Source organism: Flavobacterium sp. F52 (genome assembly GCF_000278705.1).
Taxonomy (GTDB): Bacteria; Bacteroidota; Bacteroidia; order Flavobacteriales; family Flavobacteriaceae; genus Flavobacterium; species Flavobacterium anhuiense.
The window spans coordinates 368,193-387,819 of record NZ_AKZQ01000006.1 but is presented as its reverse complement, the minus strand read 5'-3'; the positions used below and the strand labels follow the sequence as shown (position 1 = coordinate 387,819).

At 41.6% G+C, this 19,627-nt stretch carries 20 protein-coding genes; 6 read left to right on the top strand and 14 right to left on the bottom strand.

The features are described 5' to 3' along the window. Positions 1 to 5 precede the first annotated feature (5 nt). From FF52_RS03345 to FF52_RS03300, 10 genes are all read right to left on the bottom strand, one after another. The gene (locus FF52_RS03345; protein WP_008462924.1) at positions 6 to 1,577 is read right to left on the bottom strand and encodes a Na+/H+ antiporter; all 1,572 of its coding nucleotides are present in this window, start codon (positions 1,575 to 1,577) and stop codon (positions 6 to 8) included. Positions 1,578 to 1,787: 210 nt separating this feature from the next. Continuing rightward, positions 1,788 to 2,252: a (2Fe-2S)-binding protein gene (locus FF52_RS03340; RefSeq protein WP_008462923.1), complete on the bottom strand. Its 465-nt coding sequence runs from the start codon at positions 2,250 to 2,252 to the stop codon at positions 1,788 to 1,790. 37 nt (positions 2,253 to 2,289) lie between these two features. Then, positions 2,290 to 4,470: a xanthine dehydrogenase family protein molybdopterin-binding subunit gene (locus tag FF52_RS03335; protein WP_008462920.1), complete on the bottom strand. Its 2,181-nt coding sequence runs from the start codon at positions 4,468 to 4,470 to the stop codon at positions 2,290 to 2,292. Positions 4,471 to 4,512: 42 nt separating this feature from the next. Beyond that, positions 4,513 to 5,220, bottom strand: coding sequence for a hypothetical protein (locus tag FF52_RS03330; RefSeq protein WP_008462918.1), 708 nt, complete (start codon positions 5,218 to 5,220; stop codon positions 4,513 to 4,515). 176 nt (positions 5,221 to 5,396) lie between these two features. Next, the gene (locus tag FF52_RS03325) at positions 5,397 to 5,891 is read right to left on the bottom strand and encodes a DoxX family membrane protein (protein WP_008462916.1); all 495 of its coding nucleotides are present in this window, start codon (positions 5,889 to 5,891) and stop codon (positions 5,397 to 5,399) included. A gap of 11 nt (positions 5,892 to 5,902) precedes the next feature. After that, a complete protein-coding gene (locus tag FF52_RS03320) occupies positions 5,903 to 6,910 on the bottom strand; it encodes an XdhC family protein (RefSeq protein ID WP_008462915.1) in 1,008 nt (335 codons plus the stop codon). Between the two features lie 91 nt (positions 6,911 to 7,001). Next, entirely contained in the window at positions 7,002 to 7,769 is a 768-nt protein-coding gene (locus tag FF52_RS03315; RefSeq protein WP_008462914.1) for a DUF2490 domain-containing protein, read from the bottom strand. 90 nt (positions 7,770 to 7,859) lie between these two features. Further along, on the bottom strand, positions 7,860 to 8,909 hold the full coding sequence (locus tag FF52_RS03310) for a HesA/MoeB/ThiF family protein (RefSeq protein ID WP_316928749.1): 1,050 nt from the start codon (positions 8,907 to 8,909) through the stop codon (positions 7,860 to 7,862). A gap of 30 nt (positions 8,910 to 8,939) precedes the next feature. Then, on the bottom strand, positions 8,940 to 9,929 hold the full coding sequence (moaA, locus tag FF52_RS03305) for a GTP 3',8-cyclase MoaA (RefSeq protein ID WP_035690637.1): 990 nt from the start codon (positions 9,927 to 9,929) through the stop codon (positions 8,940 to 8,942). A 69-nt stretch (positions 9,930 to 9,998) separates the two neighbouring features. Further along, a complete protein-coding gene (locus tag FF52_RS03300; protein WP_008462907.1) occupies positions 9,999 to 10,235 on the bottom strand; it encodes a MoaD/ThiS family protein in 237 nt (78 codons plus the stop codon). A 583-nt stretch (positions 10,236 to 10,818) separates the two neighbouring features. Here FF52_RS03300 and FF52_RS03295 point away from each other — a divergent pair. Further along, positions 10,819 to 11,667 (top strand): oxidoreductase, encoded by an 849-nt coding sequence (locus tag FF52_RS03295; protein ID WP_008462905.1) that lies wholly within the window; start codon positions 10,819 to 10,821, stop codon positions 11,665 to 11,667. Positions 11,668 to 11,734: 67 nt separating this feature from the next. On the opposite strand, the gene FF52_RS03290 is transcribed toward FF52_RS03295, so the two are convergent. After that, entirely contained in the window at positions 11,735 to 12,658 is a 924-nt protein-coding gene (locus FF52_RS03290) for an AraC family transcriptional regulator (RefSeq protein WP_008462903.1), read from the bottom strand. Positions 12,659 to 12,860: 202 nt separating this feature from the next. On the opposite strand from FF52_RS03290, the gene FF52_RS03285 reads away from it, so the two are divergent. The 4 genes from FF52_RS03285 (at position 12,861) to FF52_RS03270 (ending at position 16,637) form a co-directional block, all read left to right on the top strand. Next, entirely contained in the window at positions 12,861 to 13,286 is a 426-nt protein-coding gene (locus FF52_RS03285) for a GlcG/HbpS family heme-binding protein (protein WP_008462902.1), read from the top strand. Between the two features lie 32 nt (positions 13,287 to 13,318). Beyond that, on the top strand, positions 13,319 to 14,122 hold the full coding sequence (locus FF52_RS03280) for an SDR family NAD(P)-dependent oxidoreductase (RefSeq protein ID WP_008462901.1): 804 nt from the start codon (positions 13,319 to 13,321) through the stop codon (positions 14,120 to 14,122). A 578-nt stretch (positions 14,123 to 14,700) separates the two neighbouring features. Then, positions 14,701 to 15,654 carry a helix-turn-helix domain-containing protein gene (locus FF52_RS23325; protein WP_083847494.1) on the top strand — a complete coding sequence of 318 codons (954 nt, stop codon included), beginning with the start codon at positions 14,701 to 14,703 and terminating at the stop codon, positions 15,652 to 15,654. Between the two features lie 41 nt (positions 15,655 to 15,695). Next, positions 15,696 to 16,637, top strand: coding sequence for a helix-turn-helix domain-containing protein (locus FF52_RS03270; RefSeq protein WP_008462899.1), 942 nt, complete (start codon positions 15,696 to 15,698; stop codon positions 16,635 to 16,637). A 2-nt stretch (positions 16,638 to 16,639) separates the two neighbouring features. Here FF52_RS03270 and FF52_RS03265 read toward each other — a convergent pair whose 3' ends face one another. Beyond that, positions 16,640 to 17,641, bottom strand: a complete 1,002-nt coding sequence (locus FF52_RS03265) for a bestrophin family protein (RefSeq protein ID WP_008462898.1) — start codon at positions 17,639 to 17,641, stop codon at positions 16,640 to 16,642. A 29-nt stretch (positions 17,642 to 17,670) separates the two neighbouring features. Next, positions 17,671 to 18,078 carry a nuclear transport factor 2 family protein gene (locus FF52_RS03260; RefSeq protein ID WP_008462896.1) on the bottom strand — a complete coding sequence of 136 codons (408 nt, stop codon included), beginning with the start codon at positions 18,076 to 18,078 and terminating at the stop codon, positions 17,671 to 17,673. A 292-nt stretch (positions 18,079 to 18,370) separates the two neighbouring features. On the opposite strand from FF52_RS03260, the gene FF52_RS03255 reads away from it, so the two are divergent. Beyond that, positions 18,371 to 18,760, top strand: coding sequence for a DoxX family protein (locus tag FF52_RS03255; RefSeq protein ID WP_008462894.1), 390 nt, complete (start codon positions 18,371 to 18,373; stop codon positions 18,758 to 18,760). Between the two features lie 202 nt (positions 18,761 to 18,962). Here the strand turns inward: FF52_RS03255 and FF52_RS03250 are convergent, their stop codons facing one another. Continuing rightward, positions 18,963 to 19,562 (bottom strand): FMN-dependent NADH-azoreductase, encoded by a 600-nt coding sequence (locus FF52_RS03250; RefSeq protein ID WP_008462893.1) that lies wholly within the window; start codon positions 19,560 to 19,562, stop codon positions 18,963 to 18,965. Between the last annotated feature and the right edge of the window lie 65 nt (positions 19,563 to 19,627).

Below are 19,627 nucleotides of genomic sequence, written 5' to 3'. Positions count from 1 at the left end.
GTAGACTATATATGCTCTAGTTTTTCCTGCTCAAGATCTAGCACCAGAAGATGCCTGTTAATGACCTCGGCAGTTATATTATGCTCTTTGTTTCGCTGTAAAAGCCATTCCCGCTGCAAAAGCAGCACTTCTCTGTAAACATTGCGTCCCTCTTCGCTCAGCAGCATATCCTGTGTTCTTTCAGAGTTTTCTCTGAGCCTGGAGGCTAGCTGTCCCAGAAGGACCTCCTCTCTGACTGCCTGGTCATAGTCTCTTTCAAGAATTTCCAATGCATACGCGTTAAGCTCTTGGCGTATTGCATGATACATTTCTTCTTCAGACATTGTATAATCAACTTCCTGCATATTAATCTTTTTAATAACGTAAGGCAGGGTAAGCCCCTGAAGAAGAAGCGTGGTCAGAATTACAATAAAAGTAATGAACAGAATCAGGCTGCGCTGGGGAAATTCTGTTCCCTCACGGAGCATTTCCGGGACAGACAATGCGGCAGCAAGGGAAACAACCCCTCGCATTCCCGACCATCCAATCAGTACAACGCCTTTGTATCCTGGGTGTCGGCTGTCTGCAACAGTTATAAAATTTCTTGCAATGAGCGTAACAAATACAGCCATAAAGGCCGAAAGCATGCGGGAGAATATCAGCACAAAAGTGATCATCAGCCCGTAGCCGGTGGCCAGATAGATACTGGTTGCACCCAGACCTGAAATAATTTCAGTAAGGTCCAGTCCGATGAGCATAAAGACAAGGCCGTTGAGCAGAAACGAAAGGCTGTCCCACACATTTATCCCGCGAAGGCGCGAACTGCTGCTTAAAAACCAGAATTTATGATTTGCCAGATAGAGTCCTCCCGCCACCACAGCCAGAACCCCTGAGCTGTGGATCTCCTCCGCTGCAATGTACATCAAATAAGGGCTGATCAGGCTTAAAATTACATCTATATTGGCATCCGTTGGAAGATTTTTGTGAAGCTTCATAATTATGAAACCAACCAAAAGCCCCATCAGAACCCCGGCAGCTACCATCCATACAAAACTTCCCACTGCCTTATGGATTATAAATTCCCCAGTTCCCACAGCAATAAGCGCAAAACGAAAAATAATCAGCGATGAGGCATCGTTCAGAAGGCTTTCCCCTTCCAATATTGAAGCAATCCGTTTTGGGACATTTACGAATTTGAGAATTGCACCTGTGCTGACCGCATCAGGAGGAGAAACTATCCCTCCCAGTAAAAAACCCAAGGCAAGCGAAAATCCGGGTATAAAATAATTTGCGGCCAAGGCTACGGAAAAAGCAGAAAACAGCACTACCAGAAAAGCAAAACTGCAAATAATCCGCCGCCATTTCCATAATTCTTTCCATGAAATTTTTCCTGCGGCATCATATAGCAATGGAGGAAGGAAGATTACAAAAATCAGCTCGGACTCTATATGAAGAAGAGGAAGTCCCGGCACAAAACTTATGATAAGGCCTGCAGCAACCAAAACAATGGGATACGCCACCTTTATCTTCTCGGCAAGCATTACAAGCAGAAGTATTGCAAGGGTCAGACACAGGAAAAAAGGAAACAGTTCAAACATATCAAGCTCGTGTTAGACTTATAAAAAGAAATCCTACTGTCTGCCAAAAATAACGGATCAGTAAGATTTCATTAAAAAAATTGTAATCGCCTAAGAATTTAAGGTTCCTATTCAGACAGCCGCTGTCAAGAAAACCGTTTTCAGTATAAATTATTATTGATGTTTATTCCAAAAAACATGCATAATTCTATTACTTTCTCTAAAACCAGATCAGCCCTGGGAATTTCTTAACTGAGCAGCTGTGTGAATAGCGCTTCTGATACGCTGGTATGTGCCGCAGCGGCATAAATTCGCGCTCATTGCACTGTTTATATCCTGGTCATCAGGAATTGATTTTTCCCGCAGAAGTATTGCCGCAGCCATAATCTGTCCCGACTGGCAGTAGCCGCACTGGGGAACATCATGCTCGACCCACGCCTTTTGAAGCGGAACGCTCAATGAAGATTCCAATCCTTCAATAGTTACGATTTCCTTCCCTATTGCCCTGGAGACAGGCGTAATGCATGAACGGACTCCGTCACCGTCCAAATGCACCATGCAGGCGCCGCATTGTGCCACGCCGCAGCCAAATTTAGTTCCTGTAAGTCCCAGAATATCTCTGACTACCCATAAAATAGGCATGTCTTTTTCTACGTCTACCTGATGTTCTTTTCCATTTACTTTAAGCGTTATCATAATGTCTTTATTTAAATAAATTAAAAATCATTTTCTGTTAAATAAACTTCTGATTCAGAATAGGCAGAGTGCGTATTCTTTTTCCAGTTGCTGCGTAAATGGCATTGGTCAGTGCAGGCATAGTCTGCGATACTGCCGCTTCTCCTATTCCGCCCGGCTTCTCTGAACTCTCGATGACAATAGTTTCCACAACAGGCATTTCATTCATTCGAAGAACCTTGTAATCATAAAAATTATTCTGTTCCACCATTCCGTCTTTAAACGTTATTTCATTGTAAAGAGCCGCTGATATTCCATAAACAATGTTGCTTTCTATCTGGGCTTTAATTCCTTCAGGATTTACAGGCACGCCGCAGTCAATCGCGCAGGTTGCCTTGTTCACTTTTATTCCAGATTTTGAAACGGAAATCTCAAGAACAACAGCAGCAAAGCTGCTTACTGCCCGAAAAACGGCAACTCCGCGTGCCTGGCCTTTTGGAAGCGGACTGCCCCATTGGCTCTTCTCTTCTGCCGCTTTTAAGACCCCAATCAGCCTCGGATCATCTTTGTAAATCAAATGTCTGTAGGCCATTGGATCCATACCTGCGGCATAGGCAAGCTCATCGGTAAGGCTTTCCATCGCAAAAATAGTATGGCTGAGCCCTACTGCTCTCCAGTTGTCTATAGGTATGGGAAGAACAGGCGTATTGAGTTCAATTTTTTTATCTTTCACCGCTGCTACATAGACCGCCTCCTGCATGCCTTCGATTGAAAACAAATCTACTCCGTTGATTACAAAGTATTTTTCAAATGGCCCTCCCGTCATATAGGACTGTCCTACGCTGACCTGTTTCCAGGCTGAAGGCATTCCTTTGGAGTCAATCCCCACTTTGAAACGGTGCAGAAATGCAGGTCTGTACATGCCGCCCTGTATATCATCTTCTCTCGTCCAAACGGTCTTTACCACTTTGCCTGATGCCTTTGCCACTTCAACGGCTTCTCTTACAAAATCAGATCTGGTAATGTTTCTTCGTCCGAAGGACCCACCCAGAAAAACAGTGTTTATTACAACTTTATCAAGCGGAAGCCCCGTGATATCGGATGCCGCCTTCTGGTCATCAGTCTGGGTCTGGGTTCCTGTCCAGATTTCGCATTTATCTTTTGTCAGCTGTACGGTCACATTAAGGGGCTCCATTGGTGCATGAGCCAGATAGGGCTGAAAATATTCGGCCTCAACGATACGGGCTGATTTCTTAAAAGCTTCAGCAAGATTACCCTGATCCACAGCAATTGGTCCGCCCTGATCAGCTCTTTTCTTGTAATCTGCCAAAAGGCCCGCACTGCTTATCTGCGAATTTGCCCCAAGATCCCACTGGACATTCAGGGCTTCCCTTCCTTTTTTGGCAGCCCAGAAATTATCTGCCAGAACAGCGACTCCCTGAGGTATTACAACAACTTCTCTTACTCCCGCAATCCTTAGTGCCGCAGCTTTGTCGTATGATTTTACTTTAGCTCCTTCCATAACATTTCTAGCCACCATGGCCGTCAAAAGTCCAGGAAACTGAACATCTATTCCAAATATTGCTTTGCCGTTGGTTTTGACAACAGTGTCAAGACGCTTTACCCCTTTGGTGATATATTTCCACTGCGTCGGATCCTTCAATGCCACTTTTTCAGGGATAGGAAGCTTCGCCGCTATATCGGCAACTTCACCATAAGGAATCCTTTTGTCTTTTATCAGTATATGCCCTTTCTCTGTACGGCAGTCAGCGGGACTCACGCCATATTTTTTCGCTGCGGCTGCAATGAGCATATAACGTGCTGTAGCACCGACTTGTCTGTAGCGGTCAAATTCAGACATCAGGCTGCTTGATCCTCCTGTTCTCTGGGTACCGTAGACTGTATGATAATATTTTACATCCGCCGGAGCATGTTCTACCGTAATGCTGTTCCAGTCTGCATCCAATTCCTCGTTTATCAGCATTGGCAGTGCTGTCCATATTCCCTGCCCCATTTCGCAATGCGTGAGTATGACTTTAACTGAGTTGTCATTTCCTATCTGCAGAAATGAATTGACTTTAAGCGGCTCCTCACCCGGCTTTTGCATCAGAGATGCTGCTGTGTCTATATTTTTTTTAAATGCATAGGTGATACTGAAGGGAATCAACAGTCCCCCGGTAAAAATCGCCCCTGTTTTTAAAAAGTTTCTTCTGCTGTAATTATTTGTCAAATTTTCCATAATACTGGCTGTAAATTAAATTGGAAACAAAAACTTTACTTATCATTTGTCTGGGAGAGCTGCTCCTTTTTCGATCCATTCCTTAACGTAGGCCACAAATACATCATGTGTCATCGGCGGTCTTGTTCCGTAGGTAAATCCGTTTCTCACCAGAGGATCGGTCTCAACGTGTTCAATCAGCCTTTCCAGAGTATGAAACCCCGTAAAGCTTGTATCCTTAAAGCTCAATGCCAGCTCGCGCGGGCTTTTTCCCTCAAAGACCATTTTATGCTTCATCGGAGGAAGATGCCATACCGAATTTCCCGGCGGCATGTGTTTTCCTTCCACTTTCTCGAGCTGATGGCAGTTCGAACATTTGTTTCCAAACAATCCTTTTCCATCGATTCCTCTTGTAACACCCATAGTATGCAGCGTACTCTTGTCTCCCTGCATCGGCACATCGCCTATGGGATGGCAGTTCACGCATCGAGGATGCATAAATACCTTATAAGCTTCAAGAAAAGCTTTCTTAGACTGTTCGGTGCGGATGTCCTCGGGATTGATTTTCTTTATTCCCTCAGGCAGATTTTTATGATAAGATGCCAAGTCCGATTTGTAATCGGGCATCTTCTGATACTTTTGGTCTTCGCTCTTAAATATATCGAAGGCTGAAATTGATTTAATCTCTGCAGTCGCCCCTGCCAGGCATCCAAACAACAAAAGACTGGAAGCCACAACTAAAAACCTGTTGTATTGTTTTTCTTCTTTCATAACTAGGCGTATTAATACATTAATAATCTAAGTATATAAATAATTGTAAAACTTCAGAAGCAGGCTTCTGATTGATAAAGCCGGGGCAACCTTATGTAGATCCTATTTGTAAAATTCGTCAAAAACTCTTTCTCCCATTATTTAACAAACCTCTTTTTACTTATAAATTCCTAAGATTATGCTACTGAAAGCCAGTAATCCAAAGACAATGCACCGCTTCCATTTACGACCACCAAAAACAGCAGCACCAGCAGCATAATGAAATACTCAATGCCCTCTCCCTTTTTGCTGCCTGCCCAGTTCATAGTCCACCCCTCAGAGGCATGCATGCACATGGCGCCGGTAAAGATCACAAAATTAAAGAACGCAGCGGCCCTGCCTGCAAAACCGGCCAAAAGCGCAATACTGCCCAGCGACTGCCCTAGAATAACCATCCATGCAGCTGCAGCAGGAATCCCTTTTTTTTTGAAGCTTGCCAGAGAAGCCCATATGCCCACACCGCCCCCAAAATCCGGGAACCATCCCAGAAGCTTCTGCATTCCGTAAGGAAATATGATTATCCCTGCCGTTATGCGGATCAGAAAAACAGAGTAATTGTATTGCGTATCTATCAGATCTTTGAGAAGCTGCATGATGATATCTGTATTATTTAAACGTAAGCATATCTGCATTTCCAGATTTTTCAGGAATGTATTGTACCTTTCTTATACTTCAAGGAAACCGGCTCTTCTTTTCTCATTACAGAGAGAATTTCAGCGATGATGCTCACTGCAATTTCCTGCGGAGTTTCAGCGCCAATGCTTATGCCGCAGGGGCCGTAAGCGACATCCAGGAGTTCCTCGTTATATGATTCCGCTAATTCAAAAAACTCATTAAGGAGCTGGTTTCTTCTTTTTAAGGGGCCAAGAAGCCCAAGATAGGCCGGATGCGAATTTTTTAATTCAAGAAGAAACTTCAGATCCGTTACATAACTATGAGTCATCAGGATAACGGCTGTCTGCTTATCTATAGACAGAGTGCCTATTTCCTGGGGAAGCAGATGCCTTATATGGGATGCGCCCGGAAAATTAGCCAGTGTTTTTCCTTCGTTTATTGATGCCACAACCGTAACCTCCCATCCGGTCTGATATGCAAAGTAGCAAAGCTGGACCGCATCGTGCTCGGAACCGATAATAATTAAATGAAAACGGGGCTTCATGATCTGTCTGTATCTGGAGAGTGTATTGTCAAGTGCCGCATTGGAGAAACCGAAGCTCTCTGCGCCTATATAAAATACTGATCCCATTCCATGGCGCGTGCCGACTGCTCTTGCATAAAGGGATTCTATCTCTATATGTTCTCTCCCGACTTCCGCTTCCTCCAAGGCTTCCCATAGGCTTTCATCTGGAAGAAAAGGCTCTATGAGAATGTACAGCATTCCTTCGCAGCCAAGCCTATACCTGCCGTCGTAGACCATCATCTTGGCTTTTCCTTCCTGAAGCACCGACTGGGACTGCTTAAGAATTTCTTTTTCAACGCATCCCCCGCTGACCGCGCCGCTCATATTATTGTTTTCAAATACAAGCATGCGTACGCCGGGCCTGCGGTAAGAGGATCCCTCAATTGATGTCACCGTTGCCATTACAGCCTTGATCCCTTTGCTGTTATGCATAAGGAATGCTTCTCTCAACTTTAATAATTCATGCATCATAATTTTAAATCTTTTACAATATTTTACTTTCCTGCGCCTGCCTGTCGCGGCAAAACATATACCCGATTACAACCGATACAACTTTCCGCAGCTATCTCTTATTCGAAAAATCAAATTTCTGCTGCACCTGCAGCCAGAATACCTGCGCATGAATAAAACGGTTCTGGGTAAAAGTGGAAGAATACTGATTGGACCAGGTAACAGCCACGCTCAAATTTTTGCCAAAATGAAAAGTAGGGCTTATAAGAAACCTGTTCTGATCAAACTGGTTAAAATTAATGTTTTTGCCAGCGTTCAATAACAGCTCATCACCAATCCCAAGGGACATGCGATACTCTGGGTGTTCCTTTGAAAATGCAAAAAGCGGTATGTTAAACATAATCATATACCGGAAACGCCAGTTAAACCAATTATAGGGCCTGCGGTATTCCGAGCTCATTGGCTCAAAAAATCGTTCTTCAACCCTGAAACGCTGAAAAATTCCTATCTTATGGACTTTATTCTGTATCGACAATTCCTGATAAGGCCTGTGCTCTATCTGGCTCAGATTATCATTGTCAAAAAAATAGCCCACATGTGCAAAACCGGCATGCACCGATACATTCTCACTGAGAGAATAACTTACTCCTGCTCTTATGTAATACATCTTGCCTGTTATATAATTGTCAATCCAGCGGTAGCCTCCATCAACCAATATGCTGTACTGCTCATTCATTTTCAGACTGGCCGCATATTCAATCCACTGCTGATTCTGGTGTATTACCTGTCTTTCTTGAGATGCTGCCCTGATGGAAACAGAAAGCAAAACCGCTAAGAACCAGCATCTCTTTAAAAAATGTATCTCTGCATGTGTGTCCATATTGAATTTGTTTCTTTAGGCATTTAAATATTCTTCCATCCTTAAAAATATTCTTATGATTCATCTAAGGCTTCTTATTCATTTTATAGTTCACAAACAAATTGAATTGAGCCCTCCCCTGACCTGCACTGCATCAATATCAGGGAATTTTTCAGCCAGCATCGATACTGCCTTCTGGCTTCTTATACCGGATTGGCACAATACATAAACTTTTTCCTTCCGGTTTATGAGATGGCATTTTTTCTTGAGTTCTTTCAATGGTATATTAATTGAAAGCTTCAGGCTGAAATCAGTAAATTCCTCAGCAGACCGAACATCAATTACCTGTATTTTTTCATTATTATATTTTTCCATAAAGGCCTTGGCGTCCACCCCATTTGACAGGCACGCCAATTCATACGTATCGGCAAGGCAGCCTATTGCGGGAGAACGGAATTCGAAATCCATAAAATAAAAATCATGAAACAGAGCATTGTAGATCATCAGCCTCCCTGAAAGGGGCTTTCCTATCCTGCAGATAACCTTCACCGCTTCCAGAGCTTGAATGTTCCCGATAATGCCCGGGACAACTCCCAACACTCCGTTTTCCGCGCAGTTCGGTATTTCTGAAGCTGCAGGAGGCTGGGGATATAAGCATCTGTAGGTCGGCCCTTTCTTATAGTTAAAAACCGATACATGACCTTCAAAACCGTGGAGCGCGCCATAAATAAAGGGCTTTCCTAAAAGAACACAGGCATCATTTACAAGATAGCGTGCTGAGAGATTATCGGTTGCATCAACCACCAGATCATAGCCCTCAATGATTCGCAGTGCATTTTCCGTATCCAGAAAGGCATAATACATATTTATCTTGGTTTGGGAATTCTGCTTTTTTAGAAAATTTCCAGCCGCTCCAACTTTGGGTCTCCCTAGATCATCTTCATTGTAAATCACCTGCCGTTGGAGATTGCTTAAAGACACAGTATCATTATCTATAATGCCCAGCGTTCCAATTCCCATTGCGTTAAGATATTGCATGACAGCTGTTCCAAGTCCTCCAGCACCAACGACAAGCACACTCGATCTGCGCAGCTTTCGCTGCGACTCTTCACCGAATTCTTTCAGCACAGTCTGTCTTTTATATCTTTCCTCGCGCATCATTTTAATTTTTAGCCCATAAGAACAATTTTTTCAGCCTCCAATGGATGTCATAGACTCCCATTGCGATCCCCTTTCAATGTGGCTTAACTGGGCACTGAAGCCATCTTTTGCTTTATGCGTGACTGCTTCTCTGATAAGGAGGCCCAATTCTTCACTGCTTTTTTTAACCCGCACTGCATCGCGGATATTAAGATAAGCCTCGGCATACAGACAGGTAATAACATCACCTGTTGCTGTAACCCTGATCCGGTTGCAGCTGCCGCAGAAAGTTCTGCTGAATGATGGAATCACTCCAAAAGAACCCGCATAGCCTGGAATTTTAAAATTCAGCGACGTTGAGCTTTCGGAGGAAACAAGGCTGTAGTAATTCGGATGATGTTCGGCTATGAAACTTAGAATTTCCTTATAATCCCACTTTATCCTTTCAAAGACCCTGCTCCCCCCGTTAAATGGCATTTCCTCTAAAAAACGCACCGATATTTTATTTTCTTTCGCCAGCATCAGCAGCGGCAGGATCTGATCGGTATTCTGCCCATTGAGTACCACGCAATTTATCTTTATGTTAAATCCCAGCTCTATGAGCTTCATCAGGTTGGAATACACTGTCGCAAAACAGTTCCTTCTTGTTATTGCATTGAAAACGGATTCATGAACAGCATCCATGCTTAAATTTATATTGAGAATACCAAGTTCTTTCAATTCTTCTATATGCGGGCCGATAAGCGTTCCGTTGGTGGTTATGGAGATCTGCTTGAGTTCTCTTTTACCTGCCAGATGCCGCAGCAGATCCATGATATCGTTTCGTACAAAAGGCTCCCCTCCTGTTATCCGAACCTTATCTATTCCCTCGGAAATCAGAACATCGGCAATTGTAAGAAGCTCGCTGCAGGTCAGCAGCTTTTCTGATTTTGAAAATATGGCACCTTTCTCAGGCATGCAGTAGCTGCATCTGAGGTTGCATCTGTCGGTAACCGAGAGGCGCAAATAAGTGATTTTTCTATCATGGCTGTCAATCAGCATTTTATCAGATGTTTAATTAATGATTTTACTTCAACCAGGTCAAGACTGTCTAACCCAAAAACAGAATCTTCAGCCTCCGCTCACAGGCGGTATCAATGCTATCTCATCATTGATGCTTAAAATCTGGTCTTCCTCCGCGTAGTGATTGTTAACGGCTATTCTTACCGAAGATAGATTCCCCAGTTCAGGATAGAGGTGGAACAATCTGTTTTTGAGATCTGCTACATGAACCGGATTCTCTGTCTCAAACTGTATAACTGACTTTCCTGCTATGTCTTTTGCTATTCCAAATAATAAGATATTCATAGTTCTGTAAAATTAAAATCTGCTCAGTTTCTCTGTTCTAAAGCAGGGCTTTTATTTGAATTCATATACCAAGTTAGCGACATATATCGGTTCGGAAAAATCATTCTTTGATATGTATAACAATATGTCATGAATATATATAAATTCACGCAAGCCCTGAATACAGGGGCTATTTTACAGCTGCAAAGCATTAAAAAGCAAGCTGCTATACAAAAGGATACTACCTGGACTCATAAAAATAGAATACATTTGTTTGTGTCAGTTTTAACTGATGTGCTTACTAATTCTTATTAAAGTCCAACTTCCAAAAGGACAGTGCTGAGAAGATAATGACCTGGAAATTAACATCCCATATGAATCAAACCTAAAAGCATAATTCAGATATTCCAGCCCCCAAATCGAATGTATGAATTAATTTTAGCTGTTAATTTTCGGTCTCTTTTCAGCCATATCCAATCCAATTTATTTTACAAAAATTCCGGCAATATTTGATATTCATAAATTCCGGTGTGTTTATGCTATAAAAAAAAGCCGATTCCTGCCTGAACTTTGCATCATAATAATTCAACAAAAAATAATTATCATGAAAACACAAAAAATATGGTTTATTACAGGAGCTTCAAGAGGTTTCGGTTTTGATATTACAAAAGCAGTGCTTGAAAGCGGCGATAAGGTTGTTGCAACAGTTAGAAACAATCCAGAGCAGCTTGCTGCGGTATTTGACAATAATCCGAACCTTCTTCCGGTGGTTCTTGACATCACCAACGAAGAAAATGCAAAACAGGCAGCAGAGAAAGCTGTGGCTGAATTTGGATCTATAGACGTTTTAGTAAACAACGCAGGCTATGGAATATTGGCTGGAGTTGAAGAAGCAACAGATAAAGAAGCAAGACAAAATTATGAAGTAAACGTATTTGGAACACTAAACATGATCCGTTCTGTACTGCCTCAGATGCGCAGACAGAAATCGGGCCATATTATAAATATCTCCTCAATTGGCGGCCTGTTTGGTTTTATCGGATGGGGGGTGTATGGATCAACCAAATTTGCCGTTGAGGGGATTACTGAAGCTCTTGCTCAGGAACTTGCTCCGCTTGGAATTCACGCAACAGTAGTTGCACCTGGATTTTTCAGAACAGATTTCCTTGACAAATCAAGTCTTGTAAAGACAGAAAACGAAATTGAAGACTACAGCGAAACTGTAGGTGCAATGAGACAATTTGCTGCAGGAGCCAATAAAAACCAGCCTGGGGATCCAAAAAAACTGGCTCAGGCGTTTATAAGGCTTGCGGCTTCTGAAAAACCTCCAGTACATCTTCCTCTTGGAACTGATACCTACAACCAGTTTTATGCAAAAATGAAAGCATATTCCGAAGAGATGGAACAATGGAAAGATATTGTTACAAGTACAGATCATGATGATCAGAAATAATCATCAGAAGCTGGCACTCTAAAAATGAAATCCCAGTCTGGCCAGCTAGTCTGGGATTTTTCTTTGATTAAATTTCCGTAAGGCTCTTTCTGAATTCTGTAGGGGTCAATCCAGTGTTTTTCTTGAAGAAAAAACTAAAATTCGGCTGATCGGAAAAACCAATTGAAAAGCTTATTTCCTCTAAAGTCCAGCTGGTCTGCGCCAGAAGAACTTTGCATTCTTCCAAAAGCCGTCCTTTTATATGGGTGCTTACATTCTGTCCAGTATACTTCTTAAGAACCCTGTTGAGATAATTTGGATGCAGATCCATGGCCGAAGCGAATTCTTTTGCCGTTCTGAGCTTTATAGGTTTTTCGTAATTAACATCGGATGCTTCCTCTTCCAAAAGGCTGAAAAATTTATGCACTAAGAAAAACTCCGTATTTGTGGCATTGGGCTCAGGAAAACTCGAATTGCGCAGCGCTTCTATCATCAGCAGCTGCATGTATGCCTGCATTGCCTCATAACCAAGCTCGCCGGATGTCTGCTGCTCGGTGTAAAGGCTCTCCCATAAATGATTCAACGTTTCAAGGGCCGCCCCGCCTATTCGGATGACGCTTTTTGACTTATCAGAAAACAGACTGAATCTGTCCATGGCCCCTTTGAGCATCGGGTGCTTGCTTATGAAGTCTTTTTTAAAGAGAACATAATATCCTTTGGGCTCTCCTGAAACATTCTGCCAAGATATAATCTCGTTGGGGTGAAGAAACAGTATGGTTGGCTCTTCCACCACATAGCGGTTAAGGCCAAGCGTAAAAATCCCTGTTCCGCCTGAAACCATCAGTATTTTGTAAAAATCCCTGCGGTTGGGAGATAAATAGTTTCTGCAGTCATGAATCTCTCTGTTAAAAACTTTAATGGACCAGTTCAGATAGGAATCCCTTAATACAGGAATCATATCGGGCAGATCACGAAGCGTTGCAATCACCTTATCATCCAAAGTTTCTCTCATGATATCTTCATTTTAAATTTCTCAATAAATGTAGAAAAAAAGAACAAGCTTTTATATGCCTACGGTCATATAAGGACTCTAGAGGCCAAAAAGTTTGATATTCATAAATCCAGGCATCCTATTCCTATAAGCATTTTCTCATTTTAAAAGGAACTTTGACATCTAAAAACCAGAGAATTAAGAGTCTGAAAATTTTAAAAAAATGGATCTTACACGGCAAGAAACCGCTGAAATAACCTCCCTTGCAAAAGGGAAGGCCCTAGAACTGAATGTAAATGCGAGCATAGTGGTGCTGGATTCTTCGGGCCGTATTAAAGCTTTTGAAATCAGCAGCTACCCTTCGGGTTTTGATATCCTAGACAAGGCAATAACCAAAGCCAAAGTGACCAGTCTGTTTTCCATGCACATACATGCTATGGGAGAAACTATAACTCCCATTCCATTATCCTACGGACTTGCCCAAAGCAGCGAGGGAGGCCTTGTGAGTTTTTCAGCCGGCCTGCCCATTTATCGGAACGAAAATATTATAGGCTACATATCTGCAGCAGGAGGATCAGCTTCGCAGGATTTCATAATTGCAGCTTCGGGAGCCTCGCTTTACACCCGATTCGACAATAGGCTCAATTAAATAACTAAACCGGCTAACCAAACCCAAAAACGATGACAAACAGCAAAAAAATTCTAATAACCGGTGCAGAATCACATTTAGGCCAAGGAACCGCACTGGGCCTTGCCGCATTAGGCCACAAAGTAATTGCTGGAGTGCAGGCCTCTTCCAAAACGGCAGAGCTGCGCAAAAGAGCGCAGGAACTGGGCATTACCGGAAATCTGCTGGTCGAAAAACTCGACATCATAAGCAATACAGACCTCAATTATGCAATGGAGTGGGATATAGACATTCTGGTGATCAATACCGAGGCCGCTCAAACCGCACCTGTGTTTGAAGTCCCGCTGGAATTGGTAAGGGCAAATTTTGAAATTAATGTAATTGCTCCATTAAGGCTTTCGCAAAAATTCATATCCAAATGGATAAAGCAAGGCAAAAAAGGCAAAATAATCTTCATTTCCCCGCTCTCCAGCAGGATGCTTACTTCCAAAGAAACAGGCATATATTCCTCGACCAGACATGCCGCAGAATCCATAGCCGAGGTGCTTAAAGATGAATTAAAGCCGCACGGAATAAAAATACAGACCATCAATACGGGTCTCAGCCAGACAGCCATCAATGCAAATGGTCTTGGACATGACTTTGAAAAGAAAACATTCCTTACCAATCAATCCAGAACCGATTCTGGCAGCCTGAATTCCAGCTTTTTTGATGCAAATTTTGATCCGCAGGAAATAATAGAAAACATAATAGATATTGTGCCCCAGCAGCACGGCAGATTCAGAAACATCGTGCCAGCGTATGTCAAGGATTTATTAAAAGAACACCAGATCTATGCCTGGAACGAATTCATGTAAAACAGAACAGGTCGTCCAAAAAAGCTTGAATTGCAGAAGGCTTACCGCTCTGATATAATAATTATAATTGAGAGATTACTGCTGTATGAATCAAGACAAAACTGTCAAAGCCTTTGTTTTTCAAGAAAACACTCGCAGCAGTATTATCAGCAAAGGAATTACAAGAAATATCAAAAGTAAGTTTACAATATCATTATTTCCTGTGGTTTTCATGACTGCTCTTTTTTAGTGGTTTAATACAGTCAAAGTTACGTCCGGCAGAAAAGAATTATTATAGAAATAACATGCTTTTGCTTATGAATTTCAAACATTTAAAAAATCCCCTTCAGAGAAGCAGTCCCGGAAATGCTGATCATAAAATTTGTGATGAGACTGTTATAATAAAATTTAGGACTTCTCTTACCTGTATTTTTCATTGACAGTAATGCTGTATCTATATGATGTAATGCCAATCGTATTAAAAAAGTAAAATACGGTTATAATAATGCTATTTTTAGTTAAATCGGTAATAATATCAAATTAAATTAACTAAATTTATTGTGATAATTAACTAAATATCAACACCAAAGAATCAGGGCATGTTACCATCACTGACCAATATGAGAAAAATCAAGGACATCATCCAAGCAATGGATCTGAGAGTCTTTGACTATATGGATAATGATGATTTTTCCATAGTTCGCTTTGAAGATCTGGAATTCACCTATCCTTTCCAGTCGCTTACCTGCAGACCCGATTTTTTCCAGCTCAACATAATGACTGAAGCCCACTCCTTTTATGAAGTAGGCTGTGAAACCTACCTGCTGACTTCAAACTGGATATTGCTGGTAAAACCTGATGTATATATCTCGTGCCGGCATCTGGAAAACACAAAAGGATATCACATATCATTCAATTCGTCTTTTCTTTCGAAATTCAGCCAAATCCAAATCAAGACATTCTCTGCAATCGCTAACAGCAATGCTGTAATTTTATGCCTTAACCCCAGACAGATGAGCGCAGTGGAACAGAGCTGCCTGAATATCTACAACAAAGCCGTTTCGAATTCACCCATTAAATATGAGATCATCGGAAATCTGCTGACCTTTCTTCTGATCAAACTCCAGCAGTTCAAGGATGAGAAAATTGCGGGCCTTACGGCGCTGACTCTCAATAAACAGGATGACATTATTGAAGTTTTCTTTCAAAATCTGGAAAAAAATTTCAGTGATCTCGCTTTGGGGAAAACGACACGGATTTACCGAACCAAGGATTATGCAGATCTGCAGAATCTGGACAAAAGCTATCTCTCCAAGCATATCAGCAATTCTACTGATAAGACCATTAACTGCTGGATAAAGGAAAGGACCATCGATGAAATCAAATATCTTTTGAAGCATACCCAAAAGCCTCTCAAAGAAATATCCGGCATCTATGGCTTTTATGACCAAAATTATTTTTTTTCCTATTTTAAGAAGCATACCGGAATATCACCATATAACTTTAGAAAATTATGGCATAAGCATTTTCCATTGAAGTATCCCCAAACATAGTTTGAAACCTGCAGAAAATATAAATTTTCAATTTTACAGATATGGAGCCTAAAGAAGAAACAGTAAGAACTCTGCTGGAAACAATGAATTATCTTGGTCTTCCCAAAAGCAGCTTTTTGAATGAAGATTTTGTGAGCCTGGACATTAAGGCCCTTCATCCCGACCTGCCCTACAAATCCCCTCCATTTCGGACAAACCTATACTCCATTACGCTGGTTATGGACGGAAACGGACATTATAAAAGCGACGGGGCGGCATTTGAAATATTGCCTAAAATGCTTTTTTTCAACAATCCCGGCGGGCTTCGCGAGATTGAATGGAACCGCATAAGCAAAGTGTACCACTACAGCTTCAGTGATCATTTTCTGCTGAAATATGCCGGCATCCATATTTATCAGACATTTCCATTTCTGCTTCTCGAAACTTCTCTTCCAGAGCATACTGATCCCAGTGTTTTTCAGAAACTGGCTGAAATATGCGACAGCATTGATACAGAGCATGAAATCAATTCTCCCTACAGCAGAAGCATACTTGCCAATCTGCTGATCAGGCTGCTTCTGGAAACCAAGGATGCCATCTTGGTTTCAAATGAAGCTTCAAGAGACAGGAGCACTGATGTACTGAAGAATTTTATCCAGAATCTTGAATCGCATTTCGAGCATCTGAGAACCGGTAAAACCACAACACAGCTCAAGGTAAAGGACTATGCAAGCATGCAGAAATTACATGAGAATTATTTCTCCAACATCATCAAAGGCAAATCAGGCAAAACCGCCAATCAATGGATAGCGGAAAAAACCAATTTCATAGCCGTAAGGATGATTGAAGACTCCTCGCTCTCCATTAAGGAAATAGCCTTCAGGCTGGGATTTCAGCATGCATCGCATTTCACTTCCTATTTTAAAAAATCAACAGGATTATCCCCTATTGTCTTCCGCAAAATGAATTCAAAAACACCAGTGCAGCTGAGCTATTCGGCATGATGCTACATTAAAATATTGTTGACCGGCCTTAAGGGCTCAGGGATGTCATTTTCTGCGAGCATCTCCCTTAGGTCTATTTCAATGGTACGGCTCATGGCGGTAATCGGGATATCGTTAGCTCCCCCCTCAAAAGGATTCTCGGTACTCTCCCCTACATTTTCAAGGACAAGAAACACCCATCCGGTAATCATGCTGAAAGGTATGGTGAGCCAGATTCCGTAGACTCCTAAATTATTGAACTCCGATATGATGCCAAGAGGGGTCATCAGGATAAACAAATGAATAAAAAAAGTGCTCATGCTCGCATACTGCCTTGGGTATGGGAAATTTTTTATGCGCTCGCACTGGCCCTGCTGCTCGTAAAATTCTTTTAGAACCCCGACCATTTCGACATATTTCAAAGTGTCGATCAATCCCTGGCTGTTGAGCCTGGCGATATGCTCTGACTGCATTTTTATGATATAGGTAGCTTTGTTTGAAACATTTCTCATTTTGTTTATCTCGTCTTTACTGAGCAGCTGTTCCAGATGCCCCTCCAAAGAACTTTCCCACTCCTGAACTGAATATTTTTTGGAATACTCCTTGTATTTTGCCTGAACTCTCACATTTTCCCACACTCTTGGCTCTCGCAGCTGATAGCGCAGTGCAGTGAGCCACGCAATATGACGGTAAATCAGCCCCTGCTGTATTCTTTTTCGTTCAGGAGCATTAACAGCTATAAAATCCCCGGACATGATTCCCCAGCAGCGGCTGCTGTTGACTATGGCACCCCAGATCTGGCGCGCTTCCCAAGACCTGCCGTATGTGGCATTATTTCGGAATCCCGCTATAAGCGCCGCAGCCGTTCCAATAAGGGTAACAGGCGCCCATGGAATATGAATCCAATGAAAACCTGCAAATTTGAAAAGCCATACCGGAACAGCCGAGACAATAAAAAGATAATAAATATTTCTCCTGGACCATAATAAAAACTCCTGCAATGAATAACGTCGGCCTGCGTGCATATGCTATTTTTTTAAATTATACTTTTCGATTACTGGTCAATGGAAATCCTGTTCCAGATGGCATTAAGCTCAATGGCGTCAAAAAAAGCCACTGCTTTGTGAATTTTCCCGTCTTTCATGGTCATGTACCATGAATAGGTGTTGCTGTATGGCTCCCCGTCGATTGCGACCGCCAAACCATCCCAAAGTGCAATCACCGTATCACCTTCTGCATAGATTTCCCTTACTTTTGGCCTGATCTTAATCTCAAAACGCTTATTGAGCGGTATGATGGCTTCATCCATAAACTGCTGTTTGCTGGTATATACCTTTGAAATGGCGCTGTTGCCCGTTATTGTCCAATTTACCTTCTCATCAAGAAGGTCAAAAAAGCTTGCTGTTCCTTCTTCCCATTTTTTAAAGGCTTCGGCTATTGTTTTCTTATTTTGATTTTCCATAATGCTGTATTGCTAACTCAGTAAAAAAATACTGATAATAATCAGCTAAATTATCCCTTTCCGTCTTCTTAAAGCTTTGAAAAAAGGAGATTCGCTTATGCATATCAACTATTTTCTGTTTCCCAATCCATTAGTAAATTTCTGCAGAACTCCTTTATGCCAACCTGAAAACCTGCAATGCGCTTATAGAGCTTTAAAGATAAAGTATCCTAAAGGAAACCGCTTACCTTTTGTATAGCACTGGTTTTCAAACACTTTATATCCCTATTTTTGCTGTAATAAAAATTTTACTATGAAAAATAAAATCATCTATTGGACAAGCACTTCACTTGTCTCTCTGGTTATGCTTTACAGCGCATACGGTTACATGACTAATGAACAGCTTAAGGGCGCTTTCGTCCATTTAGGGTTTCCTGATTATTTTAGGATTGAACTGGCTGCAGCCAAAATTATTGGAGTTATATTCCTTATGATTCCTGCAATCCCTGTAAAACTGAAAGAATTCGCGTATTTTGGATTTGCCATCACATTTGTTTCTGCTTTTATAGCTCATACATTCAGCGGGGATCCAGCATCAGCAAAAGCAGCGCCGATCATTTTTTCAATCTTGCTTGCTGTCTCTTATTTCTACTTCCTAAAATTAAAATCACAGAATAAACAACACACAATTCAGATTAATTAAACCATTATGTGATTCATTAAAAAACAGCTCAAGAGAGCTGTTTTTTTTTGTTTATATATCTCATCATAATCAAAATATTTTCAGACATTATAAGGTTCTTAATTACATTTTCTGATTTTTACTTAAAAAGAAAAACCCGCCTAAAAGCGGGTTTATCCAATCAAATTAACCAAAATTTAATCCAAATTCACTTTGCGGTGAATTATATTGCAATAGCGCTGATTGCCTTCTGCAGCGCATTTTGCTGAAGATCAGCCATCGCTGTTCCTTCGGCACGGATAATCGATATATCGGTAAGCCCGATAAAACCAAGAACTGCATGAAGATAAGGGCCTACAAAATCATAGCTTTTTGCAGGTCCCTCAGAATAAACTCCTCCAGTTGCCAGTGCTATGTAAACTTTTTTTCCCGAAAGAAGACCTTTTGGCCCATTTTCATCATAGCTGAAGGTATGGCCCGCACGCAAGACAGAATCGATCCAGCACTTCAGAGAAGATGGAATTCCGAAATTAAAAAGCGGAATACCAATTACAATGGCATCAGCTTCCTTAAGCTGGGAAATGGCATCATCAGATCGTTTCAATAAATCTTTCTGCTCTGGGCTCAGAAGATCTTCAGGGGTTCTCATGGCTTTAATCATAGCCTCGTCCAAGTGAGGAAATGAGTCTGTCGAAAGATTCAGTTCCGTAACGCTGCTGCCAGAGAATTTTTCCGTAAACTTCTCGACAACAGCATTTGACAATTTGACACTAAAAGATTCGCTGCCTCTCGGGCTTGAAATCACATGCAGTATATTTTTCATTTCTTTACTATTATTTCAAGCAAAATTACATATATTTGCTATCTAAAATATTGTACTATACAAAA